The organism is Agromyces sp. NPDC056523, assembly GCF_042794545.1.
GTDB lineage: Bacteria > Actinomycetota > Actinomycetes > Actinomycetales > Microbacteriaceae > Agromyces.
Map to the genome: position 1 here is coordinate 1,346,866 of NZ_JBHTTM010000001.1, position 22,628 is coordinate 1,369,493.

Below are 22,628 nucleotides of genomic sequence, written 5' to 3' on the forward strand. Positions count from 1 at the left end.
GATGTCACCGGGCGGTGACGTTCGCGTCCCGCTCGTCCTCCTCGTGGACGTTGAACCGGTATCCGACGTTGCGGACGGTGCCGATGAGGCTGTCGAGGTCGCCGAGCTTCGCGCGCAGGCGGCGGACGTGCACGTCGACCGTGCGCGTACCCCCGAAGTAGTCGTAGCCCCACACCTCGCTGAGCAGCTGCTCGCGCGTGAACACGCGTGACGGATGCGCCGCGAGGAAGCGGAGCAGCTCGAACTCCTTGTAGGTCAGGTCGAGCGTGCGACCGTGCACCTTGGCCGAGTAGCTGGCCTCGTCGATGATGACGCCGGAGGTCTGGATGCGCTCGGCGGGCTGGCTCGCCTGCGCACGCCCGATGGCGAGCCGGATCCGCGCGTCGATCTCGGCGGGGCCCGCCTGCTCGAGCACCACGTCGTCGATGCCCCAGTCTGGCGTGACGGCCGTGAGCCCGCCCTCGGTGACCACCAGCAGAAGCGGCACCGAGAGCCCCGTGGTGCGGAGGATCTGCGAGAGCGCCTTGGCGCCGGCGAGGTTGGTGCGGGTGTCGAGGAAGACGAGGTCGGCGTCAGGGGCGCGCACCAGCTGGTCGGGGGACGCAGGGATCACGCGCACCCGATGGGTGAGGAGAGACAGGGCCGGGAGAACGTCATCGTTGGCTGCCGGCGTCAGGATCAGCAGCTGCGCCACGAGCACCCTCCAGTAGTAAGGTGCGGTCAATACTACGGGACGACGGACGGCGTGCTCAGGCGAGCGCGTCACAGGGAGGAGCGGTTCGATGCAGGCCGAGGCGGAGGAGCGCGCGACGGGGTTCGGTCGCTGGGCGATTCCCGTCGTCTGGCTCATCGCCGCGCTCGGCTCCGTCGCGATCGTGGCGTCCGCCTACACGGGCCGTCGCGACTGGTTCGGCGACGACGGGCAGTACGCCGCGCTCGCCGCGCTGGCCATCGTGTTCGCGGCATCCGTCCTCGCCGCCCTCGCGCTGCAGCTGGCCTCGCGGAGGCCGCACGGCTTCGTCGGACGGGTGAGCGCATCGATCACCGGCGCGGCGGTCGCGGTGGCCGTCGCCGCCCTCGCGCTGCTGCCGGTCGTCATCTGAGCACCGGGTAGACTCGCACCATGTCCTCGCTGCTCGCGCTCGAACTCTTCTTCATCGGCCTGCTCGGTCTCGCGAGCCTCTCGATCGCCTACATCAGCGGCGTCGTCGTCTACAAGCTCTTCAAGGGGCAGCGCTAGCCCGTGATCGAACTGCCGGTCGACCTCCCCGCGGAGCTCGTTCCGCTCTCCTGGCTCATCGGGGTCTGGGAGGGCTCCGGCGTGATCGACTACAAGATCGGCGACGACTCGGTCACGCACGAGTTCGGCCAGCGCGTGAGCTTCAGCCAGGACGGGCTGCCGTACCTCAACTACACGTCCTCCACGTGGCTCTTCCCCGCCGACGAGGGTGACGAGCCCACGGCCCTCGCGGCCGAGACCGGCTACTGGCGGCTGGCGCGTCCGCTGGGGCAGGGCGACCCCGGTCCCGGCCTGCTGCCGCCCCAGGGTTCGACCCGGTACTCCGACGCCGAGTCGGTCGAGACGCTGCGTAACGACGCGGGCGGCTTCGACCTCGAGGTCGGCATCGTCCACCCGGGCGGCGTGAGCGAGCTGTACCTCGGCCAGGTGAAGGGTCCCCGCATCGACCTCGTGACCGACGCCGTCATGCGCGCGGCCGGCGCGAAGGAGTACGCCGCGGCCACCCGGCTCTACGGGCTCGTCGAGAACCACCTGCTCTGGGCGTGGGACATCGCCGCGCTCGGCCAGGACCTCCGCACGCACGCTTCCGCCCGGCTCGCGAAGGTCGACTGATGACCGGCTCGGCCTTCCTCCTGCTCCCCGGCGCCGTAACCGCCGAGGGCGTCGACGCCGGCGTCGCCGCGCACTACGGCAACCCCATGGTCGAGCAGCGCCGCCTCGAGCAGGGGCGCGCGGTGGTCGACCTCTCGCATCGCGGCGTCCTCACGGTCGCCGGTCCCGACCGGCTCACGTGGCTGAACTCGATGGCGAGCCAGCGGCTCGACGGGCTCGCTCCCGGTGCGAGCGCCGAGGCGCTGTTCCTGGATGCCGCGGGCCACGTCGAGCACGCGGTGCACGCGGTCGACGACGGCGAGCGCACCTGGCTCGTGGTCGAGGGGTCCGAGGCGCCCTCGCTGTCCGCGTGGCTCGATCGCATGCGCTTCATGCTGCGCGTCGAGGTCGCCGACGTGACCGAGCAGTACGCGGTGATCGCGGCCATGCCCGAGGGCGACGGCTTCCCGATCGAGCTTCCCGACGGCGCCATCCGCTGGAGCGACCCGTGGCGGCTCGAGCTGCCGAACGGGCACCGGTACTCGCACGACCCGAACCACCCCGGTGCGATGTGGCGCTCCGTCGAGGCGATCGTTCCGCGTGCGGCGCTCGCCGGCCTCTCCGACGAGGTGCGGTCCGGGCAGGCCGAGCCCGCGGGCGTGCTCGCCCTCGAGGCGCTCCGGGTCGCCGCATGGCGACCGCGCTTCGCGACCGAGGTCGACGAGAAGACGCTGCCGCACGAACTCGACTGGCTGCGCAGCGCCGTCGACCTGCACAAGGGCTGCTACCGCGGCCAGGAGACGGTCGCGAAGGTCGTGAACCTCGGCCGGCCGCCGCGCCGACTCGTGCTGCTGCACCTCGACGGCAGCGACACCGTGCTGCCGAAGCCGGGCGATGCGGTCGTCGGCGTCAAGGTGCGCCCCGAGCCCGCCCCCGGCGAGGAGCCGGAACGCCGGGTGGTCGGGCACGTGACCAGCGCGGCGCTGCACCACGAACTCGGCCCGATCGCGCTCGCCGTCGTCAAGCGGGCGGTGCCGCCCGGCCTCGAGCTCATCGTCGAGAGCCACGGCATCGACGTCGCGGCCGCGCAGGTCGAGATCGTCCCGGCCGACGCGGGCGCCGCGGTCGAGGTACCGCGGATGCCGCGCCTCGGCGTGCGTCCGTAGCGCCCGAGCGCCGCGACCGCGAGCGGACGCCGCGGCTCAGCTCGGCTCGACCGCGTCCCAGTCCACGGTGATCTCGCCGAGCCGCCACCGGTTCACGGTGCCGCGCACCGGCCATCCCTCGTCGCGAAGGGTCCGCGTGACCGAGATCCACCGCTGGGACGGGCCGTACACCGACAGCGGCGCGTGCACCCGCCACGCCTGGTCGAGCGCCGCGAGGAGGCGGTGCACGCGCTCGCCGCGCACGTTGCGGTGGATCAGCGCCTTCGGCAGGCGTTCGGCCACGACCGACGGTGCGTCGAGGTCGGTCAGGCGGAGGCTGATCGTGAAGGTCCGCGGCGCGCCATCCACCAGCCCCACCCAGGACGCGATGCGACCGAGCTCGTCGCACGTGCCCTCGACGAGCAGGCCGCCGGGCGCGAGTCTGGCCGACATGCGCGACCACGCCGCCGGCACCTCGGATTCGTCGTACTGGCGCAGCACGTTGAACGCGCGGATCACGGCCGGGGAGCGGCCGTCGCGCACGGGCACCTCGAATCCGCCGAGCCCGAACCCGACCGGCAGGTCGGCGGGGAACGGCGTGCGTCCGGCGCGCACCTCGGCGAGTTGCGCCTCGGCGGCGCGGACCCGGCCGGGCTCGATCTCCAGTCCGAGCACGCGCACGTCGTGGCGCGCGCGTCGGAGCCGCTCGGCGAGCTCGAAGGTCGTGACACCGCTCGCACCGTAGCCGAGGTCGACCACCAGGGGGTCGGCGGCGCGGCGGAACTGGGGCTGATCGGCGATCCAGCGGTCGACGCGGCGCAGGCGGTTCGTGTTCGTGGTGCCCCGCGTCACCGATCCGACCGGCATGCCACCAAGTCTCGCAGGCGTCACGGGGCGACCACGCCGACGGGCTGGCGGATGGCGCGCCGCTAGGCTTGGCGGCATGGTCTACACCCTCGTGCTGCTGCGCCACGGCCAGAGCGACTGGAACCAGAAGAACCTGTTCACCGGCTGGGTCGACGTGCGGCTCAGCGACCTCGGCCGGTCCGAGGCGAAGCGCGCCGGCGAACTGCTCGTCGGGAAGGGCGTGCTCCCCGAGGTGCTGCACACGTCGGTGCTCACGCGCGCCATCCAGACCGCCGACATCGCTCTCGAAGAGGCCGACCGGCTCTGGATCGACGTGCGCCGCTCGTGGCGGCTGAACGAGCGCCACTACGGCGCGCTGCAGGGGCTCGACAAGGCCGAGACGCTCGAGAAGTACGGGCAGGAGCAGTTCATGCTGTGGCGTCGCTCGTTCGACACCCCGCCGCCGCCCATCGACGACGACAGCGAGTGGTCGCAGGTCGGCGACCCGCGCTATGCCGACCTCTCCGACGGCGAGCTGCCGCGCACCGAGTGCCTCAAGGACGTCATCGCGCGCATGCTGCCGTACTGGGAGTCCGACATCATCCCCGACCTGAAGGACGGCAAGACGGTGCTGGTCACCGCGCACGGCAACTCGCTGCGCGCGCTCGTGAAGCACCTCGACGGCATCAGCGACGACGACATCGCCGAGCTCAACATCCCCACCGGCATCCCGCTGGTCTACGAGCTCGGCGACGATTTCATGCCGATCAAGCCGGGCGAGTATCTCGACCCCGAGGCGGCGGCGGCCGGTGCGGCTGCGGTCGCGGCGCAGGGCAAGAAGTAGCACTCACTCGACGCGAACGAGGGCCGAGCGGATGTCGCATCCGCTCGGCCCTCGTCATGTCGGCGTTCCGCCGGGTTTCGAGACGGGCGCGTGGCGCCCTCCTCAACCGTCAGACGGGCTCGGGCACCCAGTCGCCGGTCGCGAGGTACTGCACCTTCTTCGCGATCGACACCGCGTGGTCGGCGAACCGCTCGTGGTAGCGGCTGGCGAGGGTGGCGTCGACGGTGTCGACCGCCTCGCCCTTCCAGGTCTCGCCGAGCACCTTGTCGAAGACCGAGAGGTGCAGCGCGTCGACCTTGTCGTCCTCGTTGCGGATCTCCTCCGCGAGCTCGACGTCCTCGTTGCGCAGGAGCTCGACGAGCTGCTTCGCGATGGCGACGTCGAGGACGCCCATCTCGGCGAACGTGGGGCGGAGCGACTTCGGCACGACCTTGTCGGGGAACCGGTAGCGCGCGAGCTGCGAGATGTGGGTGGCCATGTCGCCCATGCGCTCGAGCGAGGCCGAGATGCGCAGCGCGCTCACGACGATGCGGAGGTCGCGGGCGACGGGCTGCTGCCGAGCGAGGATCGTGATCGCCAGCTCGTCCAACGCCTGCGTGCGCTGGTCGATGAGGTGGTCGTCGGCGATGACCTCCTCGGCCAGGCTGACGTTCGACTCGTTGAACGCACGGGTGGCCTTCTCGATCGCCTCGGCCACGAGTGCCGCGATCTCGACGAGCCCGTCCTGCACCTCGCGCAGTTCCTGCTGGAACACCTCACGCATGTTTGATCCGACCCCTTCGGTCTCAACTCCCGCGCCGGGCACGCGGGACAACCGGCACGAACCGGCTCGCGACATCCTCGCCGTCGAAGGTGAACGGCAGGTGCCCTGCTGCTGAACACTCCCCAACCTACCCCCGTTCGGCGGCCGTCCCGGGCCGGAGGGCTGTTCGCCCATGGTTAGGGTTGTGCCATGGACACCACCTGGTCGGTGCTGGCCGCGCTGACCTTCGGCCTCCTGCTCGGAGCCGGATTCACGGTCGTGCTGCACATGGCCGAGCGCCGCGGGCAGAGCGCCGCTCGCGTCGTGTCGCCGACCATCCCCGACGGCGTCGACCAGGTGCTCGACGTGCTCGAGTCGGCGGGAGTCGTGCTCGACCCGTCCAACAACGTGCTGCGGGCCTCGCCCGGCGCCCTCGTGCTGGGGCTCGTGCGGAACCAGATGCTCGTGCATCCCGAACTGCTGGAGCTCGTGGCATCCGTGCGCCGCACCGGCGAGCCGATCGCCACCGAGCTCGAGGTGACGCGCGGGCCGTTCAGCGACGCCACCATGCAGCTCGCGGTGCGCGTCGCCCGGCTGGGCACGCGATTCGTGCTGCTGCTCGCCGACGATCGCACCGAGTCGCACCGCCTCGACGAGGTCCGCCGCGACTTCATCGCCAACATCAGCCACGAGCTGAAGACGCCGATCGCGTCGGTGAGCCTGCTCGCCGAGGCACTCGACCACGCCGCCGACGAGCCCGAGCAGGTGCGGCGCTTCGCCCATCGGCTCTCGGTCGAGTCGAAGCGGCTCGGGCACATCACCGGCGAGGTCATCGAGCTCTCCCGCCTGCAGGCCAGCGACGCGCTGCGCCCCGACGTGCTGCTCGACGTCGACCGGGTCGTCGCCGCCGCGGTCGACCAGAACCGCGTCGTCGCCGCCGCGAAGGGCGTCGACGTGCGCGTGCGCGCCAAGTCGCACGCCGAGGTGTACGGCGACGAGGCGCTGCTCGTCGTCGCGGTGCACAACCTCGTCGCGAACGCGATCGCGTACTCGAGCGAGGGCGGCCGCGTCGGCGTGGGCGTCAGGGTCGACGGCGACGCGGTCGAGATCTCCGTGGCCGACCAGGGCATCGGCATCGCGACCGAGGAGCTCGACCGCGTCTTCGAGCGGTTCTACCGCGTCGACCAGGCCCGGTCGCGCAACACGGGCGGCTCGGGCCTCGGCCTCAGCATCGTCAAGCACACCGTGCAGAACCACGGCGGCGACGTCCGCGTGTGGTCGCGCCCCGGCAAGGGCTCGACGTTCACCGTCCGGCTTCCGCTCGCCGAGCGGCCCGTGCCCGTGCCCGACGCGACGGCGGCGGACGACGCCGACGCCGAGGCGTCCGTGCCATCCGCTGCGGCGCCCGTTCGCGCCGAACCCCCCGCCCGAATCGCCGCGGCGCTGCCGTCGGCACCCGCCCGAGGAGACACCGAGTGACCCGCATCCTGCTCGTCGAGGACGAGATCGCGCTGAGCGATCCGCTGAGCTTCCTGCTGGAACGCGAGGGGTACGAGGTCGAGGTCGCCGCCGACGGCCCGGCCGCGATCGCGGCGTTCGAGCGGGACGGCGCCGACCTCGTGCTCCTCGACCTCATGCTGCCCGGGCTGCCCGGCACCGAGGTGTGCCGCGAGCTCAGGCAGCGTTCGTCGGTGCCCATCATCATGGTGACGGCGAAGGATTCCGAGGTCGACATCGTGGTCGGGCTCGAGCTCGGCGCCGACGACTACGTCACGAAGCCCTACTCCACGCGCGAGCTGCTCGCGCGGATCCGGGCGGTGCTGCGCCGGCGGATCGAGCCCGACGAGCTCGACGACGGCATCATCACCGGCGGTCGCGTCCGCATGGACGTCGACCGCCACACTGTCGAGGTCGACGGCAACCCGGTGGCCATGCCGCTCAAGGAATTCGAGCTGCTCGAGCTGCTGATGCGCAACGCCGGTCGAGTGCTCACGCGCGGACAGCTCATCGACCGGGTGTGGGGCAGCGACTACTTCGGCGACACGAAGACGCTCGACGTGCACATCAAGCGCATCCGCTCCAAGATCGAGGTCACGCCGTCGGAGCCCGTGCAGCTCGTCACGGTGCGCGGCCTCGGTTACCGCTTCGAGGCGTAGGACGAGACGACGAGAGCGGATGTCGCGACTCGCGTCGCGCCATCCGCTCTCGTGTCGAACGGGGCGGCGTGGACCGCCCGCGTCCGACGTGTCAGGGGACGAGGTCCTCGTACTCGGGCAGGCGCCCGTCGAGCACGGGCACCTGGAGCTCCTGGCCCTCTTCGCTGCCGTGCTGGGCGTAGATGGTGACGAGGCCGCCGACCTCGGCGCCGAGGTCCTCGATGACCAGCGGATCCTCGTCGCCGGCGCCGAGCGAGACGACCTCGCCCGCGTCGACGTCGACCTCGAAGCGCTCGCCGCTGTCGACGACCTCGAACTCGACGGTGGCGTCGTCTTCGCCGGTGTTGACGATCGCGGCGACGAGGCTGCCCTCCTCGCCGTCGTCGCTGACGACGAGCATGTTGCGCAGCTCGATGGTGCCGAGGTCGGCCGAGATCCCGTCGCTCGGGTCGTACTTCTCGGTGGTCGCCTGGTAGGTGGCCATGGCGCAGCCGCTTCCGCCGATCGCGATGCCGAGAGCCAGAGCAGCGGATGCCGCGAGACGCGCCTTCACAGGACCTCCATTGACGTGTGCGCGCAGGCGCATGCAGCCCGCGCGCGTGGGTTCGGGTCGAGTGTAGCCTACGGCTGGAGCCCGTCCTGGGCGCGGGGGCGGAACCCTAGCAGGAACTCGGTGTGATATCCTGAAAGTTGCCGAAAGGACACCGATTCATGCTTTTTGAGGTTGGCGAGACCGTCGTTTACCCCCACCACGGCGCCGCAACGATCGTCGAAGTCAAGAAACGCATCATCAAGGGCGAAGAGAAGCTCTACCTCAAGCTGAACGTCACGCAGGGCGACCTCGTCATCGAGGTGCCCGCAGAGAACGTCGACCTCGTCGGCGTTCGCGACGTCATCGGCAAGGAGGGCCTCGACAAGGTCTTCGAGGTGCTGCGTGCCCCGTTCACCGAGGAGCCGACCAACTGGTCGCGTCGCTACAAGGCGAACCTCGAGAAGCTCGCGTCGGGCGACGTCATCAAGGTCTCCGAGGTCGTGCGGGACCTGTGGCGCCGCGACCAGGACCGCGGCCTGTCGGCGGGCGAGAAGCGCATGCTCGCCAAGGCGCGCCAGATCCTCATCTCCGAGCTCGCGCTCGCCGAGAAGACCGACGAGGAGCAGGCTTCGACCGTCCTCGACGAGGTGCTCGCCTCCTGACGTCCGATGATCGGGTAGCGCCGAAGGCGCATGCCGATCGCCGCGCTACGCTCGAAGCGTGAGCGCCTCGACCGTCGCCGTCATCGTCGTCGCCGCCGGCAGCGGCACCCGCCTGGGCCACTCCGAGCCGAAGGCGTTCGTGCCGCTCGGCGGCGACACCATCCTCGGCGTCGCATTGGATGCCGTCTTCGGCATGCGCGAAGCGCCGCACGTCGTGGTGGTCGCGCCCGAGGAACGACTCGCCGAGGTGCGTTCACGGTACGGGCCTCGGGCCGAGACGGCATCCGCGACCCTCGACGTCGTCGCCGGTGGACTGACGCGGCAGCAGTCGGTCGCGAACGGTCTGGCGGTCCTGCCGCACGTCGTCGAGACCGTGCTCGTGCACGACGCGGCCCGACCGCTCACGCCGTCGGCGGTCTTCGACGAGGTCGCGGCGGCCGTCCGGGCGCGCGGGCACGGCATCGTCCCGGGCCTCCAGGTCGTCGACACCATCAAGCGCGTCGACGCCGAGGGCCGCGTGCTCGCGACCGTCGACCGGTCCGAGCTCGCCGCGATGCAGACGCCGCAGGGGTTCCCCCGCGAGGCGCTCGAGATCGCGTACTCGAGCGCGCAGCGCGAGCACACCGACGACGCCGCGCTCTTCGCCGCGATCGGCGTGCCCGTCGACGTCGTCCCGGGCGATGCACGCTCCTTCAAGATCACCGTGCCGGCCGACCTGCATCGGGCCGAGCAGCTCGCGGCCGAGCGCGGGCGGGCGGATGGCGCGCCGCGTCCCGCGCTCGAGCGGGCGCCGTATGCGACATCCGCCGCCGGCTCGCGCGTCGGCACCGGCATCGACGTGCACGCCTTCGCCGACGAGGTCGACACCCCGCTGTGGCTCGCCGGACTCCACTGGCCGGGGGAGCACGGACTCTCGGGCCACAGCGACGGCGACGCGGCCGCGCACGCGATCTGCGACGCACTGCTCTCCGCGGCCGGCCTGGGTGACATCGGCGGCATGTTCGGCACCGACGACCCGCGGCTCGCGGGCGCGCACGGCGAGGTGTTCCTCACCGAGACCGTGCGCCGCCTCGCCGACGCCGGCTGGCGCGTCGGCAACGTCTCGGTGCAGGTCGTCGGCAACCGTCCCAAGCTCGCGCCCCGTCGCGCCGAGGCCGAGGCGGTGCTCTCCCGGGCGCTCGGCGCACCCGTGAGCGTCTCGGCGACCACGACCGACGGGCTCGGGTTCACGGGCCGTGGCGAGGGCGTCGCGGCGATCGCGACGGCGACGATCGTGCCCGTCGGCGGCGGCGCGGCCTGACCGCTTCGGGCCTCGGCCGATCGCCGCGTGCGGCTCGGCCGCGCGACATCCGACTCGACCCGGCCCGCCCGGCGCCCCGCCGGTAGGCTTGCGGGGTGACCGTGCGACTCTACGACTCGAAGGCCCAGGCCCTGCGTGACTTCGTGCCCCTCGTCGAGGGGCACGTCGGCATGTACGTGTGCGGTCCCACCGTGCAGTCGGCGCCGCACATCGGGCACCTGCGCAGTGCGCTCGTCTACGACATCATGCGCCGGTGGTTCGCCGCGCGCGGCTACCGCGTGACGTTCGTGCGCAACGTCACCGATATCGACGACAAGATCCTGAACGCCGCTGCCGAGGAGGGCGTCGGCGAGCAGTGGTGGTCGCTCGCGTACCGCTACGAGCTCGAGTTCACCGCGGCGTACAACGCGCTCGGCATCCTCCCGCCCACGTACGAGCCGCGGGCCACCGCGAGCGTGACCCAGATGCAGCAGATCATCCTGCGGCTCATCGAGCTCGGGCACGCGTACCCGGCGCCCGACGGCTCGGGCGACGTCTACTTCGACACCTCGAGCTGGCCGACGTACGGCGAGCTCACGCGTCAGTCGCGCGACAAGATGGAGGCCGCGGCCGATTCAGACCCCCGCGGCAAGCGCGACCCGCGCGACTTCGCGCTGTGGAAGGGGCACAAGCCGAGCGAGCCGATCTCATCGGGCTGGGATTCGCCGTGGGGTCCGGGCCGTCCGGGCTGGCACATCGAGTGCTCCGCGATGGCTGCGCGCTACCTCGGCACCGAGTTCGACCTGCACGGCGGCGGGCTCGACCTGCGCTTTCCGCACCACGAGAACGAGCTCGCCCAGTCGACGGCGGCCGGGCAGGCGTTCGCGCGGTACTGGGTGCACAACGGGCTCGTGAACATCGGCGGGCAGAAGATGTCCAAGTCGCTCGGCAACTCCGTCTACGCGGACGAGCTGACCGCGCTCGCCTCGCCGCTCGCGGTGCGCTACCTGCTCGGCAAGGCTCACTACCGGTCGACGCTCGACTACTCGCCCGACTCGCTGGCCGAGGCCGAGGCGGCGGTCGACCGCATCCGCACCTTCCTCACGCGGGTCGAGCGCCGGCTCGCGGGCACGCGGTATGCCGACGCCGGCTCGGATGGCACGTGGCCCGACGCGTTCGCCGAGGCCATGGACGACGACCTCAACGTGCCGCAGGCGCTCGCGGTCCTGCACGAGGCGGTGAGCGCGGGCAACCAGGCGCTCGACGGCGAAGACCTCGGGGTCGCGGCCGACCTGCGCCGCCAGGTGCTCGCCATGGTGCGCGTGCTCGGCATCGACCCGAGCGACCCGCACTGGACGTCGGACGCCGGCCCCGCGGCATCCGCCCTCGACGCCCTCGTCATGCGACTCATCGCCGACCGCCGCGCCGCGCGCGACGCCAAGGACTGGGACGCCGCCGACCGGATCCGCGCCGAGCTCGCGGACGCCGGCATCACCATCGAAGACAGCCAGACCGGAACGCATTGGAGCCTCACCTCATGAAGGGCAGCAGCGGAAAGCCTCGCGCCGGAGCCGTGCGCAAGAAGGGCAAGGGCCAGAAGGTCGGCACCGGCGGCCACAGCCGCAAGGCGCTCGAGGGCAAGGGCCCCACGCCGAAGGCCGAGGACCGGCCGTACCACCAGGCGCACAAGCGCAAGGCGGCCGCCGAGCGCGCCGCCGCGAAGTCCGGTGGTCGCGCGCCGGCTCGGCCGGGTGCGCCCCGCGGGGCGTCCGGCGCGTCGCGCCGGGCGAAGTCAGGCGACGAGTCCGAGATCGTGACCGGTCGCAACGCCGTGGTCGAGGCGCTGCGCACGCGCATCCCCGCCACGACGCTCTACATCGCGGCTCGCATCGAGATGGACGACCGCGTGAAGGAGGCCGTCAAGGTCGCCACGAACCGCGGCATCGCGATCCTCGAGGTCATGCGGCCCGAGCTCGACCGGCTCGCAGGCGAGGGCGGCGTGCACCAGGGCATCGCGCTCAAGGTGCCTCCCTACGAGTACGCCCACGCCGAGGACCTGCTCGACGAGGTGCTCGCCGACGACCTGACGCCGCTGTTCGTCGCGCTCGACGGCATCACCGACCCGCGCAACCTCGGTGCGATCATCCGCTCGACCGCCGCGTTCGGCGGGCAGGGCGTGATCGTGCCGCAGCGCCGCTCGGTCGGCGTGACCGCCGCGGCGTGGAAGACGTCCGCAGGCGCGGCCGCGCGCGTGCCCGTGGCGATGGCGCCGAACCTCACGCAGACGCTCAAGGCGCTCAAGCAGCGCGGCGTCTTCGTGCTCGGTCTCGACGCCGGTGGGGATGTCGAGCTCCCGGGCCTCGACTTCGCGGACCGTCCGATCGTGGTCGTCGTCGGTTCCGAGGGCAAGGGCCTCTCGCGCCTCGTGACCGAGACCTGTGACGCGATCGTCTCGATCCCGATCTCGGGGGCGACCGAATCCCTGAACGCCGGCATCGCCGCTTCCGTCACGCTCTACGAGATCGCGAAGCTCCGCGCCGCGTAGCCGGGGTCAGACCTTCAGGCGCCAGTCGCCCTCGTCGTCGGGGTCGTGCACGGGGATCGCCGCGGTGTCGGGCGCGATCGAGGGCAGCGCCGTGGTGATCGCCTCGGTCGGCGGACCGATCACGGTGGCCTCGTCGCGGCGGTGGCGGAGCACGTCGTTGACGTAGGCGGTCAGTGCTTCGGCGAGCGGGATGTCACGGCCCTCCTGCTGCGCCATGTACCAGCGGTGCTCGAGCAGCTCGTGGAAGATCTCGGCCGGCTCGAGCTTGCCCCGCAGCTCCGACGGGACCGCGCGCACGACGGGTTCGAACACGCGCATGAGCCACTCGTGCGCGACCATCTCCTCGTCCTGTGCCTGCTTGTTGTACGCGGCGCGATACGAGTCGAGGTCGTTGAGGAGTCGTCGTGCCTGGTTCTCGCCCGTGTCCAGGCCGGTGAGGCGCAGGAGGCGCCGCTGGTGGTGCCCGGCGTCGACGACCTTCGGCTGGATCCGGAGCGTCGTGCCGGTCTCGTCGGTGCGGATCGCGAGTTCCTCGATGTCGAAGCCGAGGTCGTTCAGGCGGTTCACGCGCTCGTTGATGCGCCAGCGCTCGGCCACACCGAACGACTCGCTGCCCGTGAGCTCCTTCCAGAGGTTGCGGTATGCATCCACGATCCCGTCGGAGATCCGCACGGGGTCGAGCTCGTCGGCCACGCGACCGCCGGCCTCGAGGTCGAGCAGCTCGCCGGCGATGTTGACGCGGGCGATCTCGAGGTCGTTCTCGCGCTGCCCGTTCGAGAGGCCGCCCTCGTAGAGCTTGCCGGTCTCGGCGTCGACGAGGTAGGCGGCGAAGGCGCCGGCATCGCGACGGAACAGCGTGTTCGACAGCGACACGTCGCCCCAGAAGAACCCGATGATGTGCAGGCGGACCAGCAGCACGGCCAGCGCGTCGACGAGGCGGGTCGCGGTGTCGGGTCGCAGCGTCTGGGAGAACAGCGCCCGGTAGGGCAGCGAGAAGCGGAGGTGCCGGGTGACGAGCACGGGAGCGAGTGCCGAGCCGTCGGCATCGGTGCGGTTGGTGATCACGGCGACGGGTTCGACGCAGGGGATCTCGAGGCGCTGGAGCGTGCGGAGCATCTCGTACTCGCCCCGCGCCATCTCGGCCGTAGTCTCCTTGACGGCGACGACGTGTCCGCTGAGGTGCGCGAACCGCACGAGGTGGCGGGAGATGCCCTTCGGCAGCGCCGCGATGTGCTCGCTCGGCCACGCCTCGAGGGGCACGTCCCACGGGAGGTCGAGCAGGGCCGGATCGGTCATCGCCGACGTGATGGAGAGTGTGCCGCTCATCAGGCCCAGCGTACCCGGCAACGACGATGCCGGCCGGGCCGAAGCCCGACCGGCATCGCGATCGAATGGATCGTGCGTCAGCTGACGACCGGCGCCTCGAGGAGGCGCGCACCCGACTCGGCGTCGAACACGTGCACGTGCTTCGGCGTCGGGAGGAGGTACACGGTGTCGCCCGCGAACGGGTGCACGCGGCCGTCGACGCGCGCGACGATGTCGGTGCGCTTGCCCTCGATGGTCGAGTGACCGTAGAGGTAGCCGTCGGCGCCGAGCTCCTCGACGAGGTCGACGACGACCTCGAGGCCCTCGCCCTGCGTGCTCGAGACCTGGATGTCCTCGGGCCGGACGCCGATCGTGACGACGCCGCTCGACGCGGACGTGAGCGCGTCGCGCTCGACCGGCACGGTCGCGCTGCCGAACTTGATGCCGCCGTCGACGACGTCGGCGTGGAACAGGTTCATCGCCGGCGAGCCGATGAAGCCCGCGACGAAGACGTTGTTCGGCCGCTCGTAGAGCTCGCGCGGCGTACCGACCTGCTGGAGGACGCCGTCCTTGAGCACGGCGATGCGGTCGCCCATCGTGAGCGCCTCGGTCTGGTCGTGCGTGACGTAGACCGTGGTGACGCCGAGGCGGCGCTGCAGCGACGCGATCTGGGTGCGCGTCTGGACGCGGAGCTTGGCGTCGAGGTTCGACAGCGGCTCGTCCATGAGGAACACCTGCGGCTGGCGCACGATCGCGCGGCCCATGGCGACGCGCTGGCGCTGGCCGCCCGAGAGCGCCTTCGGCTTGCGGTTGAGGTACGGCTCGAGGTCGAGCAGCTTCGCGGCCTCGAGCACGCGAGCAGCGCGCTCGTCCTTGCCGACGCCGGCGATCTTGAGCGCGAAGCCCATGTTCTCGGCGACGGTCATGTGCGGGTACAGTGCGTAGTTCTGGAACACCATCGCGATGTCGCGGTCCTTCGGCGGCACATCGGTGACGTTGCGGTCGCCGATGAAGATGTTGCCCTCGTTGACCTCTTCGAGGCCCGCCAGCATGCGGAGCGAGGTGGACTTGCCGCAGCCGGAGGGGCCGACCAGGACGAGGAACTCCCCGTCTGCGATCTCGAGGTCGAGCTTGTCGACCGCGGGACGGGTGCCACCGGGATAGAGGCGGGTGGCCTTGTCGAACGTGACTGACGCCATGGTTCTGATCTCCTTCACCGGCAGGTACGTGCCGGACGATCCGTAGTGAATGGAAACGCCGACATCGGTGTCGACGCTCCCTCAGTATGTCATGCGTCCATGCGCCCCGAGGAATCGTGACGCCCGCCCCGGATCTCGCCCGGCGCGGGCGCCGGGCAGGCATCCAGCGGTCGTCGGGGCGCCGTTTGGGCGTTTCCCAGCGATCGCTCCTACACTCGATCGGTGCGCGTGCCCGCGTGCGCGCGCCCCCACAGCGACCCGGAGTTGACCATCGATGAGCACTGGCGGACCGATCCAGCCACGCCCCACCCGCAACGAGCGTCGCGACGCGGCCCGTGAGAAGGCCCGCCTCCTGCGCGAGGAGCAGAAGAAGCGCGATCGGCGCAACCGGCTGCTCATCCAGGGCGGCGTCGTGGTGGCGATCCTCGCGGTCGCGGGCCTGGTGATCGGCCTCGTGCTGCAGAGCACCCAGCCCGCCGGTCCCGGCCCGGCGAACATGGCCAGCGACGGCATCCTCCTCGTCGGCGGCGAGAACGGCATCGAGGCCGTGGCGACCCCGGCCATCGCCGACGGCGGCGAGCCGACTCCGACCCAGCCCGACGAGAGCGGCACCGTGGCGAACATCGTCACCTACATCGACTACCTGTGCCCCTATTGCGGCCAGTTCGAGACGACGAACAACGAGACCATGCGCACCATGGTCGAGTCGGGGGCCGCGACCCTCGAGGTGCACCCGATCGCGATCCTGACGAACAAGTCGGCGGGCACGCAGTACTCGCTCCGCGCGGCGAATGCGGCGGCCTGCGTCGCCGAGTACTCGCCCGAGGCGTTCTTCGACTTCAACGGGCTCATGTTCGAGAACCAGCCCGAGGAGCTCTCGGCCGGGCTCTCCAACGACGAGATCAAGGACATCGCCGCCGAGGCCGGCGCGTCGTCGTCGGTCGACTCGTGCATCGACGACATGCGCTTCAAGGGCTGGGTGCAGGCCGCCACGGATCGCGCGCTGACGGGCCCGATCCCGAACTCCGAGCTCGATGCCGTGACCGGCACCCCGACGGTGCTCGTGAACGGCAAGCAGTACGTCGGCTCGCTCGAGGACACCGCGGAGTTCCAGGCGTTCGTCCTGCAGGCCGCAGGCGAGAGCTACTCGGAGTCCAACGGCACTCCGACGCCGACGCCGACGCCGACTCCGGCGGCGGGCTGAGCGCTCCGCCGACCCGATGGCCCGGCTCCGTCCGGGCCATCGTCGTCCCCGCCGGCCGGTCGGTAGGATGTGTGGGAATCACCTGCCGGCTTGGCGCAATTGGTAGCGCACCGCTCTTGTAAAGCGGTGGTTACGGGTTCGAGTCCCGTAGCCGGCTCCACGACGGGCGCGCACGCGCCGGTCAGCCGATCGTGCTGAGCCGCCCCTCCGCGATCGGGGCACGGCGGCGCTCGGGCCGTCCGGTCAAGGGCTTGCCCCCGACGTAGAGCCAGCCCATGAGCCGTTCCTCGTCGGCGAGGCCGTGCATGCGGGCGACCGCCGGATGTCTCGTGTACGGGCCGGTGCGCCACATCGCGCCCCACCCGGCCTCGTCGAGCAGCATCGTCAGGATGTGCCCGACGCCGGCCGCGCACGCCTCCTGCTCCCACTCCGCGACCTTCGGGTGCGGGCGCACGATCGCGACGAGCGCGAGGAGGAGCGGTGCGCGCTGCGGCTTGTGCGCGAGCTTCGCCGCGGCGTCGCCGTCGACGCCGGCCGCCTCGACGAGCGCGTCGCCGAGCCGGTTCCGGGCGTCGCCGCGCAGGGCGATCACCCGCCACGGCACGAGTGCGCCGTGGTCGGACACGCGCCCCGCCGCCTCGAGGAGCTCGCGGAGCTCCTCGTCGGAGGGCGCGGCATCGGTCACCTTCGGCCACGACCGCCGGGCGAGCGCAGCCACGCGAACGGAGGTCACCTCAGGACTCGGGCGTGAAGTCGAGGGCGATGGAGTTCATGCAGTAGCGGTCGCCGGTCGGCGTGCCGAACCCGTCGGGGAACACGTGACCGAGGTGCGAGCCGCACTTCGCGCAGCGCACCTCGGTGCGCACCATGCCGAGGGAGGTGTCCTCGATGAGCTGGACGGCCTCGGGCCGGACGGACTCGTAGAAGCTCGGCCAGCCGCATCCGGAGTCGAACTTCGTGCCGCTCTTGAACAGCTCGGCGCCGCAGGCGGCGCAGGCGTACACGCCGGCCCGCTCCTCGTCGAGGAGCTCGCCCGTCCACGGTCGCTCGGTCGCCGCCTCGCGGAGTACCGCATACTGGTCGGCGCCGAGTTGCTCGCGCCACTCGTCGTCGGACTTGCTCACCTGGTATGCCATTGCGACCTGCTCCTCGTGCATGTGGGACTTCCATCGTCGCGCATGCGCGACCCGGGTGGTGCAACGCCCTCCCCGACGGGGGTGTTCCCGGCGCGCTTCGACGCGTGGCGTGCGGCGGGTTCCCGGCGTCCGATCCTTAGGATGGCGTCACATGCCAGGAGCGGACGGAGGCGGGATGGACGCGGCACGCCGACCGGACGATGCCGACCACGGCGCCGGAAGCGTGCCCGAACGGGCCGCGGCGACCGGTGGGCTCGACGCCCGCCAACGCGACATCCTCGCCTTCGAGGGACGATCGTGGCGCGATCCGGCACGCAAGGCCGACGCGATCCGCGACGAGCTCGGCATGTCGGCGGCCCGGTACTATCGGCTGCTCGGGGCGCTCGTCGACTCTCCGGACGCGCTGCGGCACGACCCCATGCTCGTCAAGCGGCTGCAACGGCAGCGCGAGGCGCGCGCGGACGCCCGCGCACGTCGTACGATTCCCCACGGCCATCCGCTCGCCTGAACAGGCCCCGACCCCGACTGGACCCATGGTGCAGAAGTTCCCCCGCGACCGATTCGACTCGATCCCGCACGGCATCGAGCGAGTCGGCGCGCACCGCGCGCCCGCGCGGCGCGGGGCGCGGTGGATCGCGTTCGGCTGGGCGGCGCTCGCGACCGTCGTCCTCGCGGGTGCCGGCATCGCGGCGGTGGCGGTCTTCAACGACCGCCTCAACTTCGACGACGTGCCGGCTCCGTCGGCGTCGCCCACGCCGGTCGCCACGGTGCCGCCCACCATCGCCCCCGACATCCCGGTGACGGTGCTGAACGGCACCACCACGTCGGGCCTCGCCGCGCGCGCGAGCGAGACGCTCACCGCCGGGGGAGTGACCGTCGGGGTCGCCTCGAACGCCGACGCATCCGACCTCCAGGAGACCGTGGTCTACTACGCGAGCCCCGACCTCGAGGGCGCCGCTCGGGGCGTGGCCCAGCTCCTGCCCGGGGCAGACGTGCGGCTCAACGAGGACTTCGCCGCCGAGGGGCTGCAGATCGTCGTCGTCCTCGGAGCCGACTACGCAGAGCAGGCCGCCGGCTGATCGGTGACCGAATCGTTGCCATTCTGCGACCATTCGTGACGCCGAGGCCCTTGTGCCCGGCGCGTGCGCTGTGACTATCTGGAGTCGGTCGCTCGAACCCGTGTGAAGCACCCGGCGCCCCACCAGGCGCCACGTCAGCACGTCGGACGGCCCGGTACAGGCGGAAGGCACGTGCTGACTCGGATACACGGCTACATGGGAGCAACGCATGGCGAACGGAACCGTCAAGTGGTTCAACGCTGAAAAGGGATACGGGTTCATCACCGTCGACGGCGGAGGACAGGACGTGTTCGTCCACTACTCCGCGATCGACATGTCGGGGTACAAGGTGCTCGAGGAGGGCCAGCAGGTGACCTTCGAGGTCGGCTCGGGCTCCAAGGGCCCGCAGGCCGAGGCCGTCCGCCCCGCCTGATCCTCGACTCCGGATGCGCCGCCGTGGAAACGGCGGCGCTTCCGTATGTCCACGTGCGTCCCGCAGGGGTCCGACGCGCTTGCACTCGCCGCGGGAGAGTGCCAGAATCGACTTAGCACTCACCTGATTTGAGTGCTAACCCCTTGGAATCTTGAACGTCCGGAAGGGACGAGAGACACACATGGCAAAGATCATTGCTTTCGATGAGGAGGCCCGTCGCGGCCTCGAGCGTGGCCTGAACACGCTCGCCGACGCGGTCAAGGTGACCCTCGGCCCGCGCGGCCGCAACGTCGTGCTCGAGAAGAAGTGGGGCGCCCCCACCATCACGAACGACGGCGTGTCGATCGCCAAGGAGATCGAGCTCGACGACCCGTACGAGAAGATCGGCGCCGAGCTGGTCAAGGAGGTCGCGAAGAAGACCGACGACGTCGCGGGTGACGGCACCACCACCTCCGTCGTGCTCGCGCAGGCGCTCGTCCGCGAGGGCCTCCGCAACGTCGCCGCCGGCGCCGACCCCATCAGCCTCAAGAAGGGCATCGAGAAGGCCGTCGCGGCCGTCTCGGAGGAGCTCCTGCTCGCTGCCAAGGAGGTCGAGACCAAGGAGGAGATCGCCGCGACCGCCTCGATCTCCGCGGCCGACCCCCAGATCGGCGAGATCATCGCCGAGGCGATCGACAAGGTCGGCAAGGAGGGCGTCGTCACCGTCGAGGAGTCGAACACCTTCGGCACCGAGCTCGAGCTGACCGAGGGCATGCGCTTCGACAAGGGCTACCTGTCGGCGTACTTCGTCACCGACCCGGAGCGCCAGGAGGCGGTGTTCGAGGACCCGTACATCCTCATCGCCAACCAGAAGATCTCCAACATCAAGGACCTGCTCCCGATCGTCGACAAGGTGATCCAGTCGGGCAAGCAGCTCCTCATCATCGCCGAGGACGTCGACGGCGAGGCCCTGGCCACGCTCGTCGTGAACAAGATCCGCGGCATCTTCAAGTCGGTCGCCGTCAAGGCGCCGGGCTTCGGCGACCGCCGCAAGGCCCAGCTCCAGGACATCGCGATCCTCACCGGCGGCCAGGTCATCTCCGAGGAGGTCGGCCTCAAGCTCGAGAACGCCACCCTCGACCTGCTCGGCCAGGCTCGCAAGGTCGTCATCACCAAGGACGAGACCACCATCGTCGAGGGCGCGGGCGACCCCGACCAGATCGCGGGCCGCGTCGCCCAGATCCGCTCGGAGATCGAGAACACCGACTCCGACTACGACCGCGAGAAGCTCCAGGAGCGCCTCGCCAAGCTCGCCGGCGGCGTGGCCGTCATCAAGGCGGGCGCAGCCACCGAGGTCGAGCTCAAGGAGCGCAAGCACCGCATCGAGGACGCCGTCCGCAACGCGAAGGCCGCTGTCGAGGAGGGCATCGTCGCCGGTGGTGGCGTCGCGCTCATCCAGGCCGGCAAGATCGCGTTCGAGAAGCTCGGCCTCTCGGGCGACGAGGCGACCGGTGCCAACATCGTCAAGGTCGCCATCGAGGCGCCGCTCAAGCAGATCGCCCTCAACGCCGGCCTCGAGCCGGGCGTCGTGGCCAACAAGGTCTCCGAGCTGCCCGCGGGCCACGGCCTCAACGCCGCGACCGGTGAGTACGGCGACCTGCTCGCGCAGGGCATCATCGACCCGGCGAAGGTGACGCGCTCGGCGCTGCAGAACGCCGCGTCGATCGCCGGCCTCTTCCTCACGACCGAGGCCGTCGTCGCCGACAAGCCCGAGAAGGCCGCTGCGCCCGCAGCTGCCGACATGGGCGGCGGCATGGACTTCTAGTCCGTCCGCGGTTCGCACACCGCACCACGCGAAGGGCGTCTCCTCCGGGAGGCGCCCTTCGTCGTGCCCCGGCCACTACAGTGGGAGCCACGCCAGCCGGGCGGCGGGAGGGGATGTCGATGTCCCAGGGCTCCGACGCGATCGCCGCGTTCGAGGACCAGCTGCGCGCGTGCCTGCACGTCGAGCGATGGGTCCGGGATGTCGCGCGCGGCGCGCCATACGACGGCGTCGACGAGCTGCTCGCCGCCGCCGACGCCGCCGCGACCCCGCTGTCCGCGGCCGAGATCGACGAGGCGCTCTCGGCTCATCCGCGGATCGGGGAACGCGCCGTCGGCGACGGCGCCGCCGAGCGTTTCTCGCGCTCCGAGCAGGCGGCCGCCGATGCCGACGATGCGACGCTCTCGGCCGCCATCGCGCAAGGCAATCGCGACTACGAGGCGCGCTTCGGCCGGATCTTCCTCATCCGCGCCGCGGGGCGCTCCCGCGCCGAGATCCTCGCCGAGCTCGATCGGCGGCTCAGCCTCGACGACGCGGCGGAACTCGCCGTCGTGGGGGAGCAGCTGCGCGAGATCGCACTCCTGCGGCTGCGGACGCTGCACGCCGACTCGGCCGCGCCGATCGGGGCGCCGTCGTGACCGCGCGCAGCCACGTCACGAGCCACGTGCTGGATGCCACGCTGGGGCGCCCGGCGGCCGGCATCCCGATCCGGCTGGACGCGTTCCGCGAGGGCACGTGGTCCTCGCTCGCGGATCGGATCACCGATGCCGACGGCCGGGTCTCCGATCTCGGGCCCGCGCGGCTGGACGCCGGCATCTACCGGGTCGTCTTCGATACCGCCGCCTACTTCGGCGAACGACCCGCCTTCTACCCCGAGGTCTCGGTCGCGTTCGAGGTGGGCGACACGTCGGAGCACTACCACATTCCACTGCTGCTCAGCCCGTTCGCGTACTCGACGTACCGCGGCAGCTGAGCATCGAGGGGCGAGGAGCGTCGATGGCGATCATCCTGGGCGACAACCGGTACGGCAAGGCCGAGAACCGCATCGTCCGCATCTTCCGCGACCAGCCACGGCACGAGATCCGCGACCTCAACGTCTCGACGGCACTACGAGGCGACTTCGCCGCGGCGCACCTCGTGGGCGATCAGGCGAACGTGCTGCCGACCGACACCCAGAAGCAGACGGCCTACGCCTTCGCGAAGCAGAAGAGCCTCGAGACGATCGAGGCGTACGGGCTGGAGCTCGCGCGCCACTTCGTCGAGGATGTGGCGCCCGTCACGGGCGCCCGCGTGGAGATCGAGGAGTACGCCTGGGAGCGCGTACTGGTCGACGGCGTCGAGGACGACCACACCTGGGTGCGACGAGGCCAGGAGGTCCGCATCGCCTCGATCACGATCGAGGGCAGCGGGGACGATCGTCGGACCTGGGTGACGGGCGGTCTCAAGGACCTCGTGATCCTGAAGTCCACGGGTTCGGAGTTCCACGGATTCCTCGTCGATCCGTACACGGTGCTCGAACCCACGACCGACCGCATCATGGCCACGTCGCTGGTCGCCAGGTGGCGCTTCGCGCATGCCGATGTGGACTGGGACCCGGTCTACGCCGGCATCAGGAAGCTGCTCGTCGAGCGCTACGCGACCGTCCAGTCGCTCGCCCTGCAGCAGACGCTCTACGAGATGGGGCGCGCCGTGCTCGAGGCGTACGACGAGGTGGCCGAGGTTCGCCTCTCGGCCCCGAACAAGCACCACTTCCGCTACGACCTGGCGCCGTTCGGCATCGAGAACCAGGGTGAGGTGTTCCACGTCGACGATCGCCCGTACGGGCTCATCCAGGCGACCGTGCTGCGTGACGACGCCGCGGACGCCGGTCCGGCTTGGGACGCCTATACGGGACTCGTCTGAACGACCGC

At 71.1% G+C, this 22,628-nt stretch carries 26 protein-coding genes and 1 tRNA gene; 19 read left to right on the forward strand and 8 right to left on the reverse strand.

Translation table 11 applies throughout. From position 1 onward, the window contains the following. Positions 1 to 4: 4 nt before the first annotated feature. The gene (locus tag ACFQ58_RS06585; RefSeq protein ID WP_376950235.1) at positions 5 to 694 is read right to left on the reverse strand and encodes a winged-helix domain-containing protein; all 690 of its coding nucleotides are present in this window, start codon (positions 692 to 694) and stop codon (positions 5 to 7) included. 88 nt (positions 695 to 782) lie between these two features. Between ACFQ58_RS06585 and ACFQ58_RS06590 the strand changes: the two genes are divergently transcribed. The 3 genes from ACFQ58_RS06590 to ACFQ58_RS06600 all read left to right on the forward strand — a co-directional run bounded on the left by ACFQ58_RS06590 (position 783) and on the right by ACFQ58_RS06600 (position 2,997). Continuing rightward, positions 783 to 1,103 (forward strand): hypothetical protein, encoded by a 321-nt coding sequence (locus ACFQ58_RS06590; protein ID WP_376950237.1) that lies wholly within the window; start codon positions 783 to 785, stop codon positions 1,101 to 1,103. Between the two features lie 140 nt (positions 1,104 to 1,243). Next, positions 1,244 to 1,852: an FABP family protein gene (locus tag ACFQ58_RS06595; protein ID WP_376950238.1), complete on the forward strand. Its 609-nt coding sequence runs from the start codon at positions 1,244 to 1,246 to the stop codon at positions 1,850 to 1,852. Further along, positions 1,852 to 2,997, forward strand: a complete 1,146-nt coding sequence (locus tag ACFQ58_RS06600) for a YgfZ/GcvT domain-containing protein (RefSeq protein WP_376950240.1) — start codon at positions 1,852 to 1,854, stop codon at positions 2,995 to 2,997. Before ACFQ58_RS06595 ends, ACFQ58_RS06600 begins: the two co-directional genes overlap by 1 nt. A gap of 36 nt (positions 2,998 to 3,033) precedes the next feature. Here the strand turns inward: ACFQ58_RS06600 and ACFQ58_RS06605 are convergent, their stop codons facing one another. Next, entirely contained in the window at positions 3,034 to 3,843 is an 810-nt protein-coding gene (locus ACFQ58_RS06605; protein ID WP_376950242.1) for a class I SAM-dependent methyltransferase, read from the reverse strand. Positions 3,844 to 3,919: 76 nt separating this feature from the next. Between ACFQ58_RS06605 and ACFQ58_RS06610 the strand changes: the two genes are divergently transcribed. Next, positions 3,920 to 4,666, forward strand: coding sequence for a phosphoglyceromutase (locus tag ACFQ58_RS06610; protein WP_376950243.1), 747 nt, complete (start codon positions 3,920 to 3,922; stop codon positions 4,664 to 4,666). Positions 4,667 to 4,775: 109 nt separating this feature from the next. Here ACFQ58_RS06610 and phoU read toward each other — a convergent pair whose 3' ends face one another. Further along, positions 4,776 to 5,429, reverse strand: a complete 654-nt coding sequence (gene phoU / locus ACFQ58_RS06615; RefSeq protein ID WP_376950245.1) for a phosphate signaling complex protein PhoU — start codon at positions 5,427 to 5,429, stop codon at positions 4,776 to 4,778. 189 nt (positions 5,430 to 5,618) lie between these two features. Here phoU and ACFQ58_RS06620 point away from each other — a divergent pair, with 189 nt between their 5' ends. Both ACFQ58_RS06620 and ACFQ58_RS06625 read left to right on the forward strand, forming a co-directional pair. Further along, positions 5,619 to 6,887: a sensor histidine kinase gene (locus ACFQ58_RS06620; protein WP_376950246.1), complete on the forward strand. Its 1,269-nt coding sequence runs from the start codon at positions 5,619 to 5,621 to the stop codon at positions 6,885 to 6,887. After that, on the forward strand, positions 6,884 to 7,564 hold the full coding sequence (locus ACFQ58_RS06625; RefSeq protein WP_376950247.1) for a response regulator: 681 nt from the start codon (positions 6,884 to 6,886) through the stop codon (positions 7,562 to 7,564). Before ACFQ58_RS06620 ends, ACFQ58_RS06625 begins: the two co-directional genes overlap by 4 nt. A gap of 91 nt (positions 7,565 to 7,655) precedes the next feature. Here ACFQ58_RS06625 and ACFQ58_RS06630 read toward each other — a convergent pair whose 3' ends face one another. Beyond that, entirely contained in the window at positions 7,656 to 8,117 is a 462-nt protein-coding gene (locus ACFQ58_RS06630; RefSeq protein WP_376950248.1) for a hypothetical protein, read from the reverse strand. A gap of 158 nt (positions 8,118 to 8,275) precedes the next feature. On the opposite strand from ACFQ58_RS06630, the gene ACFQ58_RS06635 reads away from it, so the two are divergent. From ACFQ58_RS06635 to rlmB, 4 genes are all read left to right on the forward strand, one after another. Then, positions 8,276 to 8,758 (forward strand): CarD family transcriptional regulator, encoded by a 483-nt coding sequence (locus tag ACFQ58_RS06635; RefSeq protein WP_067948714.1) that lies wholly within the window; start codon positions 8,276 to 8,278, stop codon positions 8,756 to 8,758. 58 nt (positions 8,759 to 8,816) lie between these two features. Beyond that, positions 8,817 to 10,058, forward strand: coding sequence for a 2-C-methyl-D-erythritol 4-phosphate cytidylyltransferase (gene ispD, locus ACFQ58_RS06640; RefSeq protein ID WP_376950249.1), 1,242 nt, complete (start codon positions 8,817 to 8,819; stop codon positions 10,056 to 10,058). Between the two features lie 95 nt (positions 10,059 to 10,153). Further along, entirely contained in the window at positions 10,154 to 11,578 is a 1,425-nt protein-coding gene (cysS, locus tag ACFQ58_RS06645; protein ID WP_376950250.1) for a cysteine--tRNA ligase, read from the forward strand. Continuing rightward, complete coding sequence (rlmB, locus tag ACFQ58_RS06650) at positions 11,575 to 12,582, forward strand: 23S rRNA (guanosine(2251)-2'-O)-methyltransferase RlmB (protein ID WP_376950252.1); 1,008 nt, start codon at positions 11,575 to 11,577, stop codon at positions 12,580 to 12,582. The genes cysS and rlmB overlap by 4 nt, the downstream gene beginning before the upstream one ends. Positions 12,583 to 12,588: 6 nt before the next feature. Here the strand turns inward: rlmB and ACFQ58_RS06655 are convergent, their stop codons facing one another. Beyond that, positions 12,589 to 13,908: a DUF4032 domain-containing protein gene (locus ACFQ58_RS06655; protein WP_376950253.1), complete on the reverse strand. Its 1,320-nt coding sequence runs from the start codon at positions 13,906 to 13,908 to the stop codon at positions 12,589 to 12,591. A 77-nt stretch (positions 13,909 to 13,985) separates the two neighbouring features. Continuing rightward, positions 13,986 to 15,086 carry an ABC transporter ATP-binding protein gene (locus tag ACFQ58_RS06660; protein WP_376950254.1) on the reverse strand — a complete coding sequence of 367 codons (1,101 nt, stop codon included), beginning with the start codon at positions 15,084 to 15,086 and terminating at the stop codon, positions 13,986 to 13,988. A 274-nt stretch (positions 15,087 to 15,360) separates the two neighbouring features. Between ACFQ58_RS06660 and ACFQ58_RS06665 the strand changes: the two genes are divergently transcribed. Both ACFQ58_RS06665 and ACFQ58_RS06670 read left to right on the forward strand, forming a co-directional pair. After that, entirely contained in the window at positions 15,361 to 16,290 is a 930-nt protein-coding gene (locus ACFQ58_RS06665) for a DsbA family protein (RefSeq protein ID WP_376950255.1), read from the forward strand. Between the two features lie 84 nt (positions 16,291 to 16,374). Next, positions 16,375 to 16,450 (forward strand) — tRNA-Thr (locus tag ACFQ58_RS06670). Between the two features lie 21 nt (positions 16,451 to 16,471). On the opposite strand, the gene ACFQ58_RS06675 is transcribed toward ACFQ58_RS06670, so the two are convergent. After that, a complete protein-coding gene (locus ACFQ58_RS06675; RefSeq protein ID WP_376950256.1) occupies positions 16,472 to 17,023 on the reverse strand; it encodes a nitroreductase in 552 nt (183 codons plus the stop codon). 1 nt (position 17,024) lies between these two features. After that, the gene (gene msrB, locus ACFQ58_RS06680) at positions 17,025 to 17,426 is read right to left on the reverse strand and encodes a peptide-methionine (R)-S-oxide reductase MsrB (RefSeq protein ID WP_376950257.1); all 402 of its coding nucleotides are present in this window, start codon (positions 17,424 to 17,426) and stop codon (positions 17,025 to 17,027) included. A gap of 151 nt (positions 17,427 to 17,577) precedes the next feature. Here msrB and ACFQ58_RS06685 point away from each other — a divergent pair, with 151 nt between their 5' ends. The 7 genes from ACFQ58_RS06685 to pucL all read left to right on the forward strand — a co-directional run bounded on the left by ACFQ58_RS06685 (position 17,578) and on the right by pucL (position 22,620). After that, positions 17,578 to 17,934, forward strand: coding sequence for a DUF3263 domain-containing protein (locus ACFQ58_RS06685; RefSeq protein ID WP_376950259.1), 357 nt, complete (start codon positions 17,578 to 17,580; stop codon positions 17,932 to 17,934). A gap of 25 nt (positions 17,935 to 17,959) precedes the next feature. Beyond that, positions 17,960 to 18,505, forward strand: coding sequence for a LytR C-terminal domain-containing protein (locus ACFQ58_RS06690; protein ID WP_376950261.1), 546 nt, complete (start codon positions 17,960 to 17,962; stop codon positions 18,503 to 18,505). A gap of 208 nt (positions 18,506 to 18,713) precedes the next feature. Next, entirely contained in the window at positions 18,714 to 18,917 is a 204-nt protein-coding gene (locus ACFQ58_RS06695) for a cold-shock protein (RefSeq protein WP_155053299.1), read from the forward strand. 181 nt (positions 18,918 to 19,098) lie between these two features. Further along, positions 19,099 to 20,721, forward strand: a complete 1,623-nt coding sequence (gene groL, locus ACFQ58_RS06700; protein WP_376950262.1) for a chaperonin GroEL — start codon at positions 19,099 to 19,101, stop codon at positions 20,719 to 20,721. A 119-nt stretch (positions 20,722 to 20,840) separates the two neighbouring features. Further along, positions 20,841 to 21,356 carry a 2-oxo-4-hydroxy-4-carboxy-5-ureidoimidazoline decarboxylase gene (gene uraD / locus ACFQ58_RS06705; RefSeq protein ID WP_376950264.1) on the forward strand — a complete coding sequence of 172 codons (516 nt, stop codon included), beginning with the start codon at positions 20,841 to 20,843 and terminating at the stop codon, positions 21,354 to 21,356. After that, positions 21,353 to 21,691, forward strand: a complete 339-nt coding sequence (gene uraH, locus ACFQ58_RS06710) for a hydroxyisourate hydrolase (protein ID WP_376950265.1) — start codon at positions 21,353 to 21,355, stop codon at positions 21,689 to 21,691. The genes uraD and uraH overlap by 4 nt, the downstream gene beginning before the upstream one ends. 23 nt (positions 21,692 to 21,714) lie before the next feature. Continuing rightward, entirely contained in the window at positions 21,715 to 22,620 is a 906-nt protein-coding gene (gene pucL / locus ACFQ58_RS06715; protein ID WP_376950267.1) for a factor-independent urate hydroxylase, read from the forward strand. Positions 22,621 to 22,628 lie beyond the last annotated feature (8 nt).